We start from the raw sequence: 16,347 nt of genomic DNA, 5'->3' as shown, positions 1-16,347 counted from the left end.
ACGCGACGCGAGGGGCGGAGGTTGCCCGGGATTCACCGGACGTTCAGTTGGGCGATGATCGTTCGGTTGGGCAATGATGGAGACATGGCACCCCGCATAATTCTCGCCCGGCACGGGCAGACGGAATGGTCCCTGCTCGGCAGGCACACCGGGCGGACGGACATCCCGCTGCTCGACGAAGGCCGCCGCGGCGCGAAGCTGCTCGGCGAGCGGCTGCACAAGGCTCCCTGGTCCGGGCTCCCGGACGCCGAGGTCCGCACAAGCCCGCTCGCCCGCGCCCACGAGACCTGCGAACTCGCCGGATTCGCGGACCGCGCCCAGCCGTGGGACGCGCTGATGGAGTGGGACTACGGCGACTACGAGGGCAAGACGCAGGCCGAGATCCACGCGGTCGACCCGGACTGGTTCATCTGGCGCGACGGGGTCCCGGGGGGCGAGACCAAGGCGCAGCTCTCCGACCGCGCGGACGGGATCATCGAGTGGGTGCGCTCGGCCGACCGCGACGTGCTGGTCTTCGCCCACGGCCACATCCTGCGGGTGCTGGGCGCCCGCTGGATCGGCGAGGACGTCTCCTTCGCCGCCCGCATCAAACTCGATCCGGCCAGCCTGTCCGTCCTGGGCTGGGCGTACGGCGCACCGTCCGTCGACCGCTGGAACGACACGGGCCACCTGGGTGCGTGAACGCACGGACCCGTGAGCGGCGCCAGGTCGCGGCTCAGCGGCTCAACGGCTAACGACTCAGCGGCTAACGACTCAGCGGCTGAGCGCAGCCGCCCGTGCGGTCTCCGCGTGGCGGTCCAGGAAGCCGGCCACGCCCGCCGTGCCGCGGCGCGGCGCCAGCACCCGCGCCGTCTCCGCGAGCATCACGCGGATCCGCGAGGACTGCACGTCGCCGAGGGCGTCGAGGACCTTTTCGCCCGCGGCGGCCGCCTCGGCGGGGGCGCCGGCGTGGGCCAGGTCGGCGGCCAACTGCGCCCGGTAGAGGGCGAGGTTGCGCGCGAAGTGCGGGTCCTTGAGCGCCGTCGCGCGCTGCGCGTGGCGCGCGGCCCGGGCCCAGTCGCCGAGCGCCGACCAGCACTGGGCCTCCAGCGCCTGGAGCTCGGCCTCGCCGAAGAAGGACATCCACTCCGGATCCGCGTCCGCAGGGCCCCGGCCGAAGAGGGTGTGGGCCCGGGCGAGTGCCCGCTCGCAGCCGCTCCGGTCGCCGATGCCGGCCCAGCCGCCCGCCTCCCGCAGGTTCAGCAGCGCCAGCAGCCGCGCCGACGAGAGGGTTCCGGCCGCCCGCTGCCCGGCCTGCGCGGCCCGCACCGCCTCCCGGTGCCGGCCCGCGTCCCGGGCCAGGAACGAGGTGTTGCAGAAGGCGTGCGCCTCCAGGGCTGGGTCCCCGGCGACCCGCGCGGTGGCCAGGGCCTCCGCGTAGTGCGAGCGGGCGTCCTCCAGCCGGCCGGAGTCATGGGCGAGCCAGCCGACCGAGAGGGAGAGCTCGCCCGCGCCCGCGGCCAGCCGCCCGGCGGTCGAACCACGCGTCGTGGCGCCGGCGTCGAGCAGCGCGTACGCCGTGCGCAGCGGTTGGGTGGCGCGCCGGTAGAGCCCCTCGGCGCCGTGGCGGTCGTCGAGCAGCCGGATCCGGCGCACCGCCTCCTCGACGGCGCTCACCTCGGAATCGCCGATCCGCTGCCGGGGCACGTCGGCGCGGAGCCCCTGCCGGAGCGCGTCGACACCCGGCAGCGATCCGCCGAGACCCAGGGACGCGGCCGCCACGGTGACGGTGCCGCTGGTCATGAATGCGCGACGTAGCACGTCGCTCTCCTCGTTGCTGTAGGTGCTGTCGGTGCTGTTGTACGTATCCGGGGGCGGTGGCGTTCGGTCCCGCGCAACCCGGCCCCGTACCGTCTCGCGGGCCGAGAACCCGAGATCCGCCAGGGTCGAACCCGGGAACATGTGCAGAAAGACCCGCTCGTAGGCGTAGTTGGGACATCGGATCTCGCCGGCCTCCACCCGCCCGATGTAGCGGGCGTCGCAGGCGACCTGCTCGCCGATCTCCCGCGCGGCCCTGCGCACGAGCGCCGCGAACTCGCCGGGAGAGCGCTGTCCGCGCAACTGCCGGAAGGTGAGGTTGGGAACTGCCGGTGACGACGCCATGGCCGAGCCCTCCTGGTACCGCCGGCGCCCTCTCCTGATACCGATACTTCCTTGCTCCGGCGGGGCAAGAAGGTACCTGCTGTGACGGTCCGGGTACGCAGGGTTTAGCTACAAACCGGATATCTCACCCACCATCCGCCATGAACTGCCATCCTTTGCGGGGGTGTGGCCGCGTAGCCATTGACGCGGGCGGGCGTTGAACCATGCGGGGGCGCGGAACGTGTCCCCACTCGGCGAGGAGAGTTCCCTTGTTGGAGGTCGGCATGGAGACCAGCGCGCAGCATCAGCACCTGCCCAGCGAGGAGCGCAGCGCGGCGCCGGGGGAGGCCCGGACGGACAACGAGCCCTGTGACCTGGTGACCGTGCCGGCCCGTCAAGGGCTCGAGGCGGTCGACATCCTGCGCCGCGGCGGCGCCCCGGAGGTCGGCCCGGTCCTCCACGACGGCAGCTGCGACACCCTCGGCTTCCTGGTCCCGCCGGGCACTGCGGAGGGCTGGGACATGCCCGGCAGCGCCTGCACGCAGACGTCGGGCCGCGGTCTGCGGCTCCCCGCGGAGCCCCCGGGCGCCGGCAGCGGCTGGCTGCTGCCGCCGGGGGACACCGGGCCGGTGACGGATCCCGCGGTGCTGCGGGAGGCGCTGGGTGAGGCGGCCCGCATGATCGAGGCGGCGGACAGCATCTGAACCGGGCTCCGCCCGCACCGGTCCGCCCCCACTGCACCGCACCGGTCCGCACCGGTCCGCACCGGTCCGCACCGGTCCGCACCGGTCCGCACCGGTCCGCTCCGCACCGCTCCGCGCCCGACGGCGCACCCGGCCCGGCCACCGATAATGGCCATGTGGCAAGAAAGAAGCAGCACCGCGGCCGGGCGTCCGCACCGGAGGCCCTCGCCGAGGCCGTCGATGGCGGGCTCGCCGAGCTGATACCCGACCGCGACCGGCCGCGCGGCTGGACGCTGGTGATCGACGGCGCGCCGCAGTCGCATGTCGACCTCGACGACCCCGCGCTGCTCACCTTCGAGTACCAGCGGCGCCTCGGCCACGTCATCGATCTCGTCGCACCGGCCGGCCGGCCGCTGAACGCCGTCCACCTCGGCGGCGGCGCCTTCACCCTCGCGCGGTACATCGCCGAGACCCGGCCGCGGTCGACACAGCAGATCGTCGAGGTCGACGGGCCCCTCGTGCAGTTCGTCCGGGCGCGGCTCCCGCTCGACCCCAACGCCCGGATACGGGTCAGATCGGCCGACGCCCGCGCCGGGCTCGGCAGGCTTCCCGACGGCTGGGCGGACCTCGTCATCGCGGACGTGTTCAGCGGGGCCCGCACCCCGGCCCATCTCACGAGTACGGAGTTCCTGGCCGAGGTGCGCCGCGTCCTGAGGCCCGACGGGCACTACGCGGCGAACCTCGCCGACGGGCCGCCACTCGCCCACCTGCGCGCCCAGATCGCGACCGCGGCCACCGTCTTCCCGGAGCTGGCGCTCGCCGCCGATCCGACCGTGCTGCGGGGCCGGCGCTTCGGCAACGCCGTGCTGCTCGCGTCGGACCGGCCGCTGCCCGTCGCCGAGTTGACCCGCCGGGTGGCGGGCGACCCGCACGCCGGCCGGGTGGAACACGGAAAGAGACTCGCCGACTTCACCGGCGGCGCTGCCGCGGTCACCGACGCGAACGCCAGGCCCTCACCCGTGCCGCCGCCGTCGGTGTTCCACTAGGCCCCGTCTTCGGATCAGGCCGGATCAGCGATCGGCCCGCCGCGGAGCGGCTGATGGCACAGCGGTGATGCGTGCAACTGCAAGGCGGAGGTAGAAGTCGACGCGGTGGGCACCTCCCGTGCCCGAAGGGCTGCGAGGGAGTCGGCGACCGACGACGACGCGGCAGATATGCGTACCAGGACACGCGAGCCCGGCAGGATCCGAACGACAACGCCCAGGCCGTCTCGGCCCCTGCTGGCCGGTCGGGCGCGGGAAGTGTGCGTCGGCGACGCCGCCGAGGAGCAAAGCAGCGCAGCGTGGTCGTGCTGCGGCACCGGGAGCGGATGAGCACCGAGGGGACCGCCGCCGCGCTCGGTATGCCGACAGGTACGGTGCCTGCGCCTGCGCCGCGTTGCCGGAGTCGTCCATGCGCGTCCGGCACAAGGGTGATGACCCGTGGTGCGAGGGGACGCACCGGAGGCCGCGCGCCCCGCCCCGCGGGCGGACGGTGCTGTGTGTCGGACACCGCCGACCGCTCAGCGCTCCTCGATCTCGACCCGCGGCGCGGTGTCGTGCCAGGTGCAGAAGACGTCGATCTCCCGGCCGTTCTGGGAGAACGTCACCCGGATGTAGGTGGGTTGCTTCCAGATCTGCATCGTCCAGCCGCCCGACGGGGTCGCCGACACCAGCTCCGCCGACGTGGGACCGATGTCGTAGGCGACCCGTCCGCCCTCGACCGTGTAGCTCTTCACGTTCCCCGACGGGGAGGGCGAGGACGGACGCCGGCTCGTGGAGGGGCTGTTGCTGCTCGGCTGCTCGTGACTCGGCGAAGTCTGCGTCGGTTCAGGCTTGTTGTCCGGCTTTGCACTGGAAGTCGCCGATGGGGACCGGGACTCGGTGTACCGCGTCGACGACGACTGCGGCGTCGTTCCCTGAGTGGTCCGGTCGTCCGTCGCGATCGGCAGGGCGCGCGGCCGGTCGTACGCCGTGCCTGCCATCACCGTGTGCACGCCCCACCACGACAGTGTGACCGCCGCGCCGGTGGCGAGCGACCAAGCGATCGCGTGTACGAGTCCTCTCCGCATTCAGGCCATACTGCACCACGCACGTCACCCCTGTCCCAGGGGGGTTGCATATGACACCGGCGGCCACCGCCGCGGTGCTTATGGCGTACGGTGCCGCCCATGGCAAGTGTGCTCGTGGTCGAGGACGACCAGTTCGTGCGCTCCGCCCTCATCCGGCACTTGACCGAGGCTTCCCACACCGTACGGAGCGTCGGGACGGCCCTGGAGGCGCTGCGCGAGGTGGCCCATTTCCGTTTCGACGTGGTCATTCTGGACCTCGGACTGCCCGATCTGGACGGGGCCGAGGCGCTGAAGATGCTGCGTGGCATCACCGATGTACCGGTGATCATCGCGACGGCGCGGGACGACGAGACGGAGATCGTGCGGCTGCTCAACGACGGCGCCGACGACTACCTCACCAAGCCGTTCTCGGTGGAGCATCTGTCGGCGCGGATGGCCGCCGTGCTGCGGCGTTCGAGGGCGGCCGCCGGTGAGGCGCCGCCCAGCACCGTGCTCCAGGTGGGCGGCCTGACGGTCGACCCGCTGCGGCGGCAGGCCGAACTCGACGGCGAGCGGCTCGACCTGACCCGCCGTGAGTTCGACCTGCTCGCCTTCCTCGCCGGGCGGCCCGGCGTCGTCGTACCACGCAAGGAGCTGCTGGCCGAGGTGTGGCAGCAGTCGTACGGCGACGACCAGACCATTGATGTACATCTGTCCTGGCTGCGGCGGAAATTGGGGGAGACCGCAGCCCGTCCCCGTTATCTGCACACCCTTCGGGGTGTGGGAGTGAAGCTGGAGCCGCCGCAATGAGATGGGCCCTGGTCAAGGTGTCCCTGGCGGTCACGGCCATGGTCGTGATCGCCTTCGCGATACCGCTCGGCATCGTCATCCAGGAGATGGCCAGGGACCGGGCGTTCTCCAACGCCGAGCGGCAGGCCGCCGCCATCGGCCCCACCCTCACCATCACCACCGATCGCGAGCAACTCGAACGTGCCGTCGCCTCGACCCAGGCCGGCGCGGCCGGGCGGATGGCGCTGCACATCCCCGCGTCCGACGAGACCAACGGGCAGGAGCTGGAGATCGGCGCCCGGCGGGCGGCCGTACGGGACCTCGCCACCACCCGGGACCTGGGTCGCGCCTCGATCACCGAGGTCACGGGCGGTTCCGCGCTGCTCCAGCCGACGGCTCTCAGCTCCGGCAAGATCGCGGTCGTCGAGGTGTTCGTCCCCGAGGGCGAGGTCAGCAACGGCGTCAACACCGCCTGGCTGGTCCTCGCGGTGGTCGGCGTGGGGCTCGTCGTCGGCTCGGTCGCCGTCGCCGACCGGCTCGGCATACGGATGGTGCAGCCGGCCCAGCGGCTCGCGGGCGCCGCGCACGATCTGGGCGAGGGCAGGCTCGGGGCGCGCGTTCCGGAGGAGGGGCCCCCGGAGCTCAGGTCCGCCGCGATCGCGTTCAACGCCATGGCCGACCAGGTGGTTCAACTGCTCGCCAACGAGCGGGAGCTGGCGGCGGACCTGTCGCACCGGCTGCGCACCCCGCTGACCGTGCTCCGGCTGAACGCCGCCTCGCTCGGCGACGGCCCCGCGGCCGACCAGACCCGGGCCGCCGTCGAGCAGTTGGAGCGGGAGGTCGACACGATCATCCGCACGGCCCGGGAGGCCAAGCCGCAGACCCAGGCCGCGGGCCCGGGCGCCGGCTGCGACGTGTCCCAGGTCGTCCGCGAGCGCATGGAGTTCTGGTCGGCGCTGGCGGAGGACGAGGGGCGAAAGGTGCGTCTCGCGGGCGTGGACCGGCCGGTGCGCATCCCGGTCGCCCGGCCCGAACTGGCCGCCGCCCTCGACGCGTTGCTCGGCAATGTGTTCCGCCACACCCCTGAGGGCACGGCCTTCTCGGTGGACGTGCACAACGGGGACGACGCCGTGATCGTGCTCGTCTCGGACGCGGGTCCCGGCATCGCCGACCCGGAGGCGGCGATGGCGCGAGGCAACAGCGGCGGCAGGGACGGCTCGACGGGGCTCGGGCTGGACATCGTGCGCCGTGTCGCCGAGTCGACCGGCGGCGACGTACGCATCGGGCACTCGGTGCTCGGCGGCACCGAGGTCCGCATCTGGATCGGGCTCGGCGGCCGGACGATCGCGCGCCCGGTGCGGCGTGGCAGCCGGGCGGTGCGGCGCAAGCGCAAGGAACGGTCTCAACCGCTGAGGGCGAACCATTAATCGGCGCCGATGCGGTCCTTAAGCGCACCCTAAGAAGTCCCACCACCGCCCGGATCGTGGGAATTGTCCGTTCCGCTGCCGCTAGCGTGCTGCCTCGCCCCCCGGAACCAGTAACACAGAGGCAGGCACGCGATGGGCAGCAGCAGCAGGCGTACGCACCGGCGCACCGCGAGCGGCAGGACCAAGGCGATCGGCGCGGTCGTGGCCGCCGCCGTCACCGGCGGCGCCGCCTTCGCACTCACCGGCACGGCGCAGGCGGCCGCGGTCGGTGCCGCGTACACCAGGACCAGCTCCTGGGACAGCGGTTACACCGGCCAGTACGTCATCACGAATGACACCGGCAAGGCCCAGTCGGGCTGGACCCTCGAATTCGACCTGCCGGCGGGCACGGCGATCGGCTCCCTCTGGAACGGTGACCACACCGTGCAGGGGCGGCACATCACCGTGAAGCCCGCGAGCTGGAACAAGGAGCTGGCGCCCGGGGCCTCCATCACGGTCGGCTTCGTCACCACGGCGAGCGGCCCGGCGAGCGGCTCGGCGGGCGCCAAGGCCGGCGACCCCTCCGGCTGCTTCATCAACAAGTCCGTGTGCTCGGTCGACGAGGGCGCCACACCGCAGCCCAGCGGCCGCCCGACGCAGCGGCCCACGGCCGCCCCGACCTCCAGCCCCACCCCCACGCAGTCGCCGTCCCAGCGTCCGAGCCCCACCGCGACACCGACACCGACCCCGACGCAGACCGCCGCACCGACCGGGACCCCCACGCAGCCGACGGCCGGCGGCGCGAAGTTCGCGCCGTACATCGACACCTCCCTCTACCCCGCGTACGACATGCTCGACACCGCGGCGAAGACCGGCGTGAAGGACTTCACCCTCGCCTTCATCACCTCCGGCGGCGGCTGCGCGCCGCTGTGGGGCGGTGTCACGGGCCTCGCCGACGACAAGGTCGCCGCCCAGATAGCCGCCCTGCGGGCCAAGGGCGGCGACGTCCGGGTCTCCTTCGGCGGCGCGGCCGGGCACGAGCTGGCCCTCAACTGCTCGTCGGCGGGCGAACTCGCGGCGGCCTACGGCAAGGTCGTCGACGCCTACAAGCTCACCAAGGTCGACTTCGACATCGAGGGCGCGGCCCTCCCGGACACCGCTGCCAACACCCGCCGCTCGCAGGCCATCGCACAGCTCCAGAAGGAACACCCCGGCCTGGACGTGTCGTTCACGCTGCCCGTGATGCCGGAGGGCCTGACCCAGCCGGGCGTCGACCTGCTCGCCGACGCCAGGAAGAACGGTGTCAGGACCGACGCCGTCAACATCATGGCGATGGACTACGGTCCCGCGTACAGCGGCGACATGGGCACGTACGCCGTCCAGGCGGCCACCGCGACCCAGGCCCAGATCAAGGGCGTGCTCGGGCTCTCCGACGCGGCCGCGTGGAAGGCCGTCGCCGTCACCCCGATGATCGGCGTCAACGACGTCACGACCGAGGTCTTCAGGGTCGACGACGCGGCCCAGCTGGTCGACTTCGCGAAGTCGAAGGGCATCGGCTGGCTGGCGATGTGGTCCTCGACCCGGGACAAGCAGTGCCCGGAAGGCGCCGTCAACCGCGCCGACGCGACGTGCAGCTCGATCCTCCAGGAGCCGCTCGCCTTCACGAAGGCGTTCGCCGCCTACAGGTAGCCGCCCCCTGTCGGACTCCCGCCCCCTGTCGGACTCCCTCCCCCTCCGGTGAGCCGCTTCCCCCCAGCAGCCACCCCCCGCCGCGTGCCCCGGCCGGTCCACCCCCCCACCCCGGCCGGGGCACGCTTTCACATGGACGGAAGCACTCCCGTCCTGGCCAGCTGCCCGTACCAGCGGGCGCTGGACTTCGGGGTGCGGGCCTGGGTCTCGTAGTCGACGTACACCGCGCCGAAGCGCTTGCCGTAGCCGTACGCCCACTCGAAGTTGTCCATCAGGGACCACAGGAAGTACCCGCGGACGTCGGCGCCGTCGGCGATCGCCCGGTGGACGGCGGCGAGATGGGCGTGCAGATAGGCGATCCGCTCGGGGTCGTGGACGCTGCCGTCGGCAGCCGGCTTGTCGGGGTACGCCGCGCCGTTCTCGGTCACCATCAGCGGGAGCCCCGGCGCCTCGCGGCTGTAGCGCATCAGGAGGTCGTGCAGGCCGCTCGGGTCGATCGGCCAGCCCATGTCGGTGACGTCGCCCGGCGGGCGGTGGAAGGCGACCGAGTCGGCGCCGGGCCAGGGGGAGTGCTCGCTGGAGTTGTGGCCGTCGTTCCGCTCGGCGGGCGCGTCGTCACTGTCAGTGGCCGCTGATACAACAGCGGGTGTGTAGTAGTTGATCCCGAGCCAGTCCAGGGGGTGGCGGATGACGGCCAGATCGTCGCCGTGGACGAACGACCAGTCGGTGAGCCGCGCGGTGTCCTCGAAGAGATCGCCGGGGTACGAGCCGTGGAGCATCGGATCGCTGAAGACCCTGTTGGCCAGCGCGTCGATCCTGCGCCGGGCGTCCAGATCGGCGGGGGACTGGGTCTTCGCCCTGACAGCGCTGGGGTTGAGGCTCACGGCGAGCTGCGCGCGGGCCGGCAGGGCACCGCGCAGGGCCTGGGCGGCCAGTCCGTGGCCCAGATTGAGGTGGTGCGCGGCGCGCAGCGCGGCGACCGGGTCGGAGCGGCCGGGGGCGTGGACACCCGAGCCGTACCCCAGAAACGCGCTGCACCAGGGCTCGTTGAGGGTGATCCAGTGCACGACGCGGTCGCCGAGCGCGTCGGCGAGGATACGGGCGTAGTCGGCGAAGCGGCTCGCGGTGTCCCGCTCCGGCCAGCCGCCCGCGGCCTCCAGCTCCTGCGGCAGATCCCAGTGGTAGAGGGTGAGCGCGGGCGTGATGCCGTGCGCCAGCAGGTCGTCGACGAGCTGCCGGTAGAAGTCCAGCCCGCGCTGGACGGCAGGGCCGCGTCCGGTCGGCTGCACGCGCGACCAGGAGACCGAGAAGCGGTAGGCGTTGACGCCGAGCTCCGCCATCATCCGGACGTCGTCGGCGCTGCGGTGGAAATGGTCGACGGCGACATCGCCCGTGTCCCCGTTCTCCACCCTGCCGGGGGTGTGGCTGAAGGTGTCCCAGATCGACGGCGTGCGGCCGCCTTCCTGCGCGGCGCCTTCGATCTGGTACGCGGCGGTGGCGGTGCCCCACAGGAAGCCGGGCGGAAAGCTGACGGACGCGGACGCGGACGCGGACCCGGTCGCGGACTCGGACATGGAGGTGCTCCCAACGTGTGCGTACGTATGCGGAGGAAGGAGGAGAGGTGGCGACGTCAGCCCTTGACCGCGCCCTGCATGATCCCGCCGACGATCTGCTTGCCGAAGACCACGAAGGCGATCAGCAGCGGCAGGGTGCCCAGCAGCGCACCGGCCATGATCACCGACTGGTCGGGGATGTAGCCGCGGCCGAGCCCCGTCAGCGCCACCTGCACGGTGGGGCTGCCGTTCTGGGTCAGCGCGATGATCGGCCAGAAGAAGTCGTTCCAGGCCATCACGAAGGTCAGCATGCCGAGGACCGCCATCGCGGGCCGCGCCGCGGGGAAGACGACGTGCCAGACCACGCGCCAGCTGCTCGCCCCGTCCACCCGGGCCGCCTCGATCAGCTCGGTCGGCAGCGCCTCGCTCAGGTACTGGCGCATGAAGAACACACCGAAGGCGCTGACCAGGGTGGGCAGGATGACGGACTGCAACTGGTCCGTCCAGGACAGCTCGGCGATCACCATGTACAGCGGCACGACGCTGAGCTGCGGAGGCACCATCATCGTGCCGATCACGAGCAGCAGGAGGAGGTTCTTGAAGCGGAAGCGGAGTTTGGCGAACGCGAAGCCGGCGAGCGTGGAGAAGAACACCGTGCCGGCCGCGACCGACCCCGCGACCACCGTGGTGTTGAGCAGCGCCGTCCCCATGTTGGCGTCGGTCCAGGCGATCTCCAGGTTCCTGAAGAGATTGCCGCCGAACCAGAAGGGCGGGGGAGTCTGCGCGAGCCGTCCGCTGGTGCGGGACGCCGCGATCGCCGTCCACACCAGGGGAAAGAGCGAGCCCACGGTGAACAGGACCAGGACCGCATAGGTGATCTTGCCGCCGCGCAGCTGCCGGCCGGCCCCCTTGCGCCCGCGGCGCGGTGGCGCCGTGGTCGTCATCGTCGTCAGCACATCAGCCCCCTACACGCTCTTGCGGAGCCGGCGGACGAGCAGCCAGTTCACGGCGCCGATCACCAGCAGGATCAGGAACATCGCCCAGGCGATCGCCGAGGCCCGGCCGAGATGCAGGTTCACCCAGCCCTGCTCGTACAGATAGAGCCCGAGCGTCTGGAACTGGTGCTCCGCGCCCCCCGTCGCGCCCGCGGCCCCGTTGTAAAGGAGCGGCTCGCCGAACAGCTGCGTGGCGCCGATCGTCGACACCACGCAGGTGAAGAGGATGGTCGGACGCAGCGACGGGACGGTCACATGCACGAACTGCTGCCGGCGCGAGGCTCCGTCGAGCGCCGCCGACTCGTACAGGTCGTCCGGTATCGACTGCATCGCCGCGAGGTAGATCAGCGCGTTGTATCCCGTCCAGCGCCAGATGACGATCGTGGAGACCGCGATCTGCGAGGTCCAGGTGCCGTTCTGCCAGTCGACGGTGTCGATCCCGGCCAGCCCCAGCGCCCAGTTGATCATCCCGTAGTCGCGTCCGAAGAGCAGCACGAAGACGAGGGTCGCCGCGGCCACCGACGTCGCGTACGGAGTGAGGACGGCGACCCGGAAGAACATCGAGCCGCGGAGCCGGTAGTTGAGCAGATGCGCGAGGCCGAGCGCCATGAGCAGCTGCGGCACGGTGGAGATCAGCCCGATGGTGACGGTGTTCTGCAGCGCGTTCCAGAAGAACTCGTCCTCCAGCAGCCTGCTGAAGTTGCGCAGCCCCACCCATTCCATGTCGTTCGGCGCCGTCAGCTCCACCCGGTGCAGGCTGGCCCAGCCCGTGTAGAGCAGCGGGAAGAGCCCGAAGGCGGCGAAGAACGCGAAGAACGGCGCGACGAAGGCGTACGGGCTCCACCGCACGTCCCGCCGGTACCGGCGGCTGCGCCGCGAGCGGCGCCGCTCGTCCCCGGCGACGTCCTGGCGCGGGGGACGTGCCGGGGCCGCGCCCTCCTCCCCCAGGGAGGGCGCGGCGGCTGTGGCGTCACTCGCCATCCCGGTCACTGGTCCAGGGCGTTGTCGATGGCCTTGACGGCCGCGTCCCAGCCTTCCTTGGCGGACTTGCCCTTCTGGTCGACCTGGAGCATGCCGATGTCTCCCAGGTTCTGCGCGATGACCAGGTCCTTCGGACCGACGGGGGCCACCGGGATGCCCTGGGCGGCCTGCGAGAAGATCTGGCCGATCGGGGCGTTCGCGAAGTACGGGTGCTTGGCGCCGGACACACTGGGCAGCGCGTACGCGGCGGAGGCGCTCGGGAAGCTGCCGCGCTTCTCGAAGAGCTTCGCCTGCTGCTCGGGTGCGGTCAGCCAGGCCGCGAGCTTCGCCGCCTCGGCCTTGTTCCTGCCCGCCTCGGGGACGATCAGGAACGAGCCGCCCCAGTTGCTGGGCTTGGGGGCCTGGGCGACGTCCCACTTGTCCTTGCCGGCGTCGCCCGCCTTGTCCTGGATGTAGCCGAGCATCCAGGCGGGACAGGAGACCGTGGCGAAGGTGCCGTTGGAGAAGCCCTGGTCCCAAGCGGGCGTGAACTGCTGCAGCTTGCCCGAAAGCCCCTCGGTCGCGAAGGCCGCGGCGGTGTCGAAGGCCTGCTTCACCGTCGGGTTCGTCTTGTAGATGATCTGGCCGTTCGCGTCGTAGAAGCGCTCGGCGCTGCTGCCGTTGATCGCGTTCATGACGCCGGCCGCGGAGTCGACGAAGGCGCTCCCCTTCGGGGCCTTCGCCTTGAACTGCTTTCCTGTCTCCAGGTACTTGTTCCAGTCGCCCGCCCAGAGCTTGCCGACGGCCTCGCGGTCGGTGGGCAGCCCGGCCTTGGCGAACAGGTCCTTGCGGTAGCAGATGCCCTGCGGGCCGATGTCGGTGCCGAGGCCGACCGTCTTCCCGTCCTTGTTCGTGGCCTGCGCCCACTTCCAGGGCAGGAAGGCGTCCTTGCTGGCGCCGTTGGTCTTGCCCAGGTCGACGAGTTTGTCCGCCTGTGTCGCGGTGATCTCGGCGATGTTGTTGACCTCGACGGCCTGGATGTCGGCGAGTCCGCTGCCGGTGCCCAGGTGGGTGAGGAGCTGCGGGTAGTAGTTCTCGTTGCGCTCGATGGAGGTCTGCTGGATGACGACGTTCTTGTTGAGCTTCATGTACTCGTCGTAGAGTCCGGCCTCCTTGAGCCCGAAGGCACCGAAGACCCCCACCGTGAGCGTGATCTTGCCCTTGTCGTCGCCCCCGCCCTGCGAACTGCTGCCGGCGGGTGTGTCGCTGTCCTCGGCACAGCCGGCCAGCAGCCCGGCGCCGAGCACTGCGGCGACCGCGAGGATTACGGCCTTGCGCATTGCGTCCTCCTAGTGCCCTGACGTGCCGACCCCCCGGCCAACTGGCGTGCTCGTCCCGTTCGTTGGTGCATGCGGCTCGGGCGGGGAACGTGCGGGTCCTGTATGAGTCAGGTACGGTGGGAGCGCTCCCATTCGTGATGTGTTGAAGGGTCGCGGCTCCCCGGAGGGGTGTCAAGGCACCCGACGCGTAATGTTCTCGCCCAGTGGAACGCGGGGAGGCGGCATGGTGGATCGCCGGAAAACCGGTGTCCGGGCGGTCGGCATCGGCGGCGTCGCCGGCGTCCGGTCCGGAGGCAGGAGCGGGGGCAGACCGACCCTTGAAGAGGTCGCCGCCCGCGCCGGCGTCGGCCGCGGCACGGTCTCCCGGGTGATCAACGGCTCGCCCCGGGTCAGCGACGAGACCCGGGCCGCCGTCGAGGCGGCCGTCGCCGAGCTCGGTTACGTGCCCAATCGCGCGGCCCGCGCGCTCGCGGCCAACCGCACCGACGCCATCGCCCTCGTCGTCCCCGAACCCGAGGCCCGCTTCTTCGCCGAGCCGTACTTCTCCGACATCGTGCGGGGCGTCGGAGCGGCCCTCGCCGACACCGACATGCAACTGCTGCTGACCTTCGCGGGCTCGGACCGCGAGCGCCGCAGGCTCGCCCAGTACCTCGCGGCCGACCGTGTCGACGGCGTCCTGCTGGTCTCCGTGCACGCCGACGACCCCCTGCCCGACCTGCTGGAACAGCTCAGGATCCCGGCCGTCATCAGCGGCCGCCGCTCGGCCGGCGAACCGCTCGCCGCCGTCGACTCCGACAACACCGAGGGCGCCCGCGCGGCCGTCGCCCACCTGCTCTCCCGCGGCCGCCGCACCATCGCGACGATCACCGGACGGCTCGACGTGTACGGCGCACAGTGCCGCCTCGACGGCTACCGGCAGGCCGTCGCCGCCGCGGGCCTCGCCCCCGACGAACAGCTCATCGCCCCCGCCGACTTCACCGAGGAGGGCGGCCGCCGCGCCATGCGGGCCCTGCTGGAACGCCGCCCCTCTCTCGACGCCGTCTTCGCGGCCTCCGACGTCATGGCGGCAGGCGCCCGCCAGGTCCTGCGCGAGTCGGGCCGCCGCATCCCGGACGACATCGCCCTCGTCGGCTTCGACGACTCGGCCGTCGCCCGCCACATGGACCCGGCCCTCACGAGCGTGCGCCAGCCGATCGAGGAGATGGGCCGCGCGATGGCCGCCCTGCTGCTCCGCCAGATCGCCGCGCAGGGCACACGGGAACGCCCCCAGTTGGTGCTCCCCACCGAGCTGGTCGTCCGCGACTCGTCATGATGTCCGCGCCGTCGGGCAGCCGGTCGGGCAGCCCGGGGCCATGACCGAGCCGACGAGCGCGACGATCAGACCGTCGCAGGAAGCCGGAGCCCTCACCGGGCACGCAGTAGGCTGGGCCCCGTGCCGGAGTCAACGGTGAAGGACTTCTACGACGCGCTGGCCGCCGACTACCACCTGATCTTCCCTGACTGGGACGCGAGCATGGCCCGCCAGGCGGCGGCACTGGACGGCCTGATCCGCCCGCGACTTGGCCCCGGCCCGCACCGGATCCTGGACTGCTCCTGCGGCATCGGAACCCAGGCGATCGGCCTCGCCCTGACCGGCCACCGTGTCACCGGCACTGACCTGAGCCCCCGAGCCGCCGCCCGCGCCACGGCCGAGGCACGGGCCCGCGGCACTCGCCTCCCCGTCGCCGCGGCGGACATGCGCGCCCTGCCCTTCCGGCCCTTCGCCTTCGATGCCGTCGTCAGCGCGGACAACTCGCTCCCGCACCTGCTCACGACGGACGGCATCCGCGCGGCCCTGACCGGCATGCACCGCGTACTCCGGCCCGACGGGCTGCTGATGATCAGCCTCCGTGACTACGACGAAGCCCGCACGACCCGCCCCGCGGCGACCCCGCCCCAGGTCTCGGGGACCCGCGACGGCGGCCGAGTGATCACCTTCCAGGTGTGGCACTGGCACGACGACGGCGAGCGCTACGACATGGAGCACTTCCAACTCCATCCGGCGCCGGGGGGCACCTGGGACGTCCGGGTACGCCGTACGACCTACTGGGCGCTGACCCGCGGCCAGTTGACGGACCTCGTGACGGAGGCCGGCTTCACCGACATCACCTGGACCTCGCCGGCCGCCGGAAGCTTCTACCAGCCGGTGCTCGCGGCTCGGCGCGGCCCGCATACGCCCGAGGACCGGGAATAGTCCCCGGCCGCCCGGGAGGGGTGGCCGACCGGGGCGGTCTCGGTGGTCACGCGAGGGTCAGCCGGCCGGTGGTGAGGATCTCGTGGTTGGCGAAGAGGCCGTCGAGGCGGAAGTGGCGGGTCAGTTCGGCGGCCCACTCCACGTCGGGCAGGTCCTCGTAGGGGTGAGCCTTGATCATGCGGGCACGCATAGCCTGAGTGATGATCCACCTTGCCTGCTCCTGGCTGTTGGACGCCCTCTCCCACGCGTTTCGCGCGAGGACCCACAGGGCAGCGCCGGCGGCCAGGGCGTCCGTGTGCGGTTCGGTGACTGCGACGACGGCGATATCGCCGAGGCCACGCTCGTCGCTGGACTGGGTCGTGTATGCGACGGTCAGCCCTTCCAGAGGGAAGACCGTTACGCGACCACGGCCTTTGATCTCGTTCGTCGTCGACACCGCTGCATCCGTTCTGCGAGTGGGGGGGGGGGGGGGGGGGGGGGGGGGGGGGG

15 protein-coding genes and 1 pseudogene are annotated in these 16,347 nt (G+C 71.9%); 9 read left to right on the top strand and 7 right to left on the bottom strand.

Annotated features, from left to right (window positions below):
• Positions 1-84: 84 nt before the first annotated feature.
• Positions 85-681 (top strand): histidine phosphatase family protein, encoded by a 597-nt coding sequence (locus KK483_RS12150; protein WP_262005244.1) that lies wholly within the window; start codon positions 85-87, stop codon positions 679-681.
• 72 nt (positions 682-753) lie between these two features.
• Here the strand turns inward: KK483_RS12150 and KK483_RS12145 are convergent, their stop codons facing one another.
• Positions 754-2,142, bottom strand: a complete 1,389-nt coding sequence (locus tag KK483_RS12145; RefSeq protein ID WP_262005243.1) for a tetratricopeptide repeat protein — start codon at positions 2,140-2,142, stop codon at positions 754-756.
• A gap of 263 nt (positions 2,143-2,405) precedes the next feature.
• Here KK483_RS12145 and KK483_RS12140 point away from each other — a divergent pair, with 263 nt between their 5' ends.
• The 3 genes and pseudogenes from KK483_RS12140 to KK483_RS12130 form a co-directional block, all read left to right on the top strand.
• A complete protein-coding gene (locus KK483_RS12140) occupies positions 2,406-2,825 on the top strand; it encodes a hypothetical protein (protein ID WP_262005242.1) in 420 nt (139 codons plus the stop codon).
• Positions 2,826-2,980: 155 nt separating this feature from the next.
• Complete coding sequence (locus KK483_RS12135; RefSeq protein WP_262005241.1) at positions 2,981-3,850, top strand: spermidine synthase; 870 nt, start codon at positions 2,981-2,983, stop codon at positions 3,848-3,850.
• Positions 3,851-4,134: 284 nt separating this feature from the next.
• Positions 4,135-4,228, top strand: a pseudogene (locus KK483_RS12130) (SigE family RNA polymerase sigma factor); the annotation flags it as partial.
• Between the two features lie 137 nt (positions 4,229-4,365).
• Here KK483_RS12130 and KK483_RS12125 read toward each other — a convergent pair.
• Entirely contained in the window at positions 4,366-4,914 is a 549-nt protein-coding gene (locus KK483_RS12125) for a hypothetical protein (RefSeq protein ID WP_262005240.1), read from the bottom strand.
• Positions 4,915-5,013: 99 nt separating this feature from the next.
• Between KK483_RS12125 and KK483_RS12120 the strand changes: the two genes are divergently transcribed.
• The 3 genes from KK483_RS12120 (at position 5,014) to KK483_RS12110 (ending at position 8,777) form a co-directional block, all read left to right on the top strand.
• Positions 5,014-5,703, top strand: a complete 690-nt coding sequence (locus KK483_RS12120) for a response regulator transcription factor (protein WP_262005239.1) — start codon at positions 5,014-5,016, stop codon at positions 5,701-5,703.
• Positions 5,700-7,109 carry a HAMP domain-containing sensor histidine kinase gene (locus tag KK483_RS12115; protein WP_262005237.1) on the top strand — a complete coding sequence of 470 codons (1,410 nt, stop codon included), beginning with the start codon at positions 5,700-5,702 and terminating at the stop codon, positions 7,107-7,109. Before KK483_RS12120 ends, KK483_RS12115 begins: the two co-directional genes overlap by 4 nt.
• 132 nt (positions 7,110-7,241) lie before the next feature.
• A complete protein-coding gene (locus KK483_RS12110) occupies positions 7,242-8,777 on the top strand; it encodes a cellulose binding domain-containing protein (RefSeq protein WP_262005236.1) in 1,536 nt (511 codons plus the stop codon).
• Positions 8,778-8,905: 128 nt separating this feature from the next.
• On the opposite strand, the gene KK483_RS12105 is transcribed toward KK483_RS12110, so the two are convergent.
• The 4 genes from KK483_RS12105 to KK483_RS12090 are packed head-to-tail and all read right to left on the bottom strand — an operon-like array spanning position 8,906 to position 13,625.
• Positions 8,906-10,351, bottom strand: coding sequence for a GH1 family beta-glucosidase (locus KK483_RS12105; RefSeq protein ID WP_262005235.1), 1,446 nt, complete (start codon positions 10,349-10,351; stop codon positions 8,906-8,908).
• 56 nt (positions 10,352-10,407) lie between these two features.
• A complete protein-coding gene (locus tag KK483_RS12100; RefSeq protein WP_262005234.1) occupies positions 10,408-11,274 on the bottom strand; it encodes a carbohydrate ABC transporter permease in 867 nt (288 codons plus the stop codon).
• Between the two features lie 21 nt (positions 11,275-11,295).
• Positions 11,296-12,306 carry a carbohydrate ABC transporter permease gene (locus KK483_RS12095; RefSeq protein ID WP_262005233.1) on the bottom strand — a complete coding sequence of 337 codons (1,011 nt, stop codon included), beginning with the start codon at positions 12,304-12,306 and terminating at the stop codon, positions 11,296-11,298.
• Positions 12,307-12,311: 5 nt separating this feature from the next.
• Positions 12,312-13,625, bottom strand: coding sequence for an extracellular solute-binding protein (locus KK483_RS12090; protein ID WP_262005232.1), 1,314 nt, complete (start codon positions 13,623-13,625; stop codon positions 12,312-12,314).
• A 223-nt stretch (positions 13,626-13,848) separates the two neighbouring features.
• Between KK483_RS12090 and KK483_RS12085 the strand changes: the two genes are divergently transcribed.
• Positions 13,849-14,937, top strand: a complete 1,089-nt coding sequence (locus tag KK483_RS12085) for a LacI family DNA-binding transcriptional regulator (protein ID WP_262005231.1) — start codon at positions 13,849-13,851, stop codon at positions 14,935-14,937.
• Between the two features lie 120 nt (positions 14,938-15,057).
• On the top strand, positions 15,058-15,858 hold the full coding sequence (locus KK483_RS12080; RefSeq protein ID WP_262005230.1) for a class I SAM-dependent methyltransferase: 801 nt from the start codon (positions 15,058-15,060) through the stop codon (positions 15,856-15,858).
• Positions 15,859-15,904: 46 nt separating this feature from the next.
• Here the strand turns inward: KK483_RS12080 and KK483_RS12075 are convergent, their stop codons facing one another.
• Positions 15,905-16,294, bottom strand: coding sequence for a hypothetical protein (locus tag KK483_RS12075; protein WP_262005229.1), 390 nt, complete (start codon positions 16,292-16,294; stop codon positions 15,905-15,907).
• Positions 16,295-16,347: the final 53 nt, after the last annotated feature.

This window comes from Streptomyces sp. FIT100 (genome assembly GCF_024584805.1).
Taxonomy (GTDB): domain Bacteria; phylum Actinomycetota; class Actinomycetes; order Streptomycetales; family Streptomycetaceae; genus Streptomyces.
This window is presented reverse-complemented; position numbering and strand designations above follow the sequence as displayed.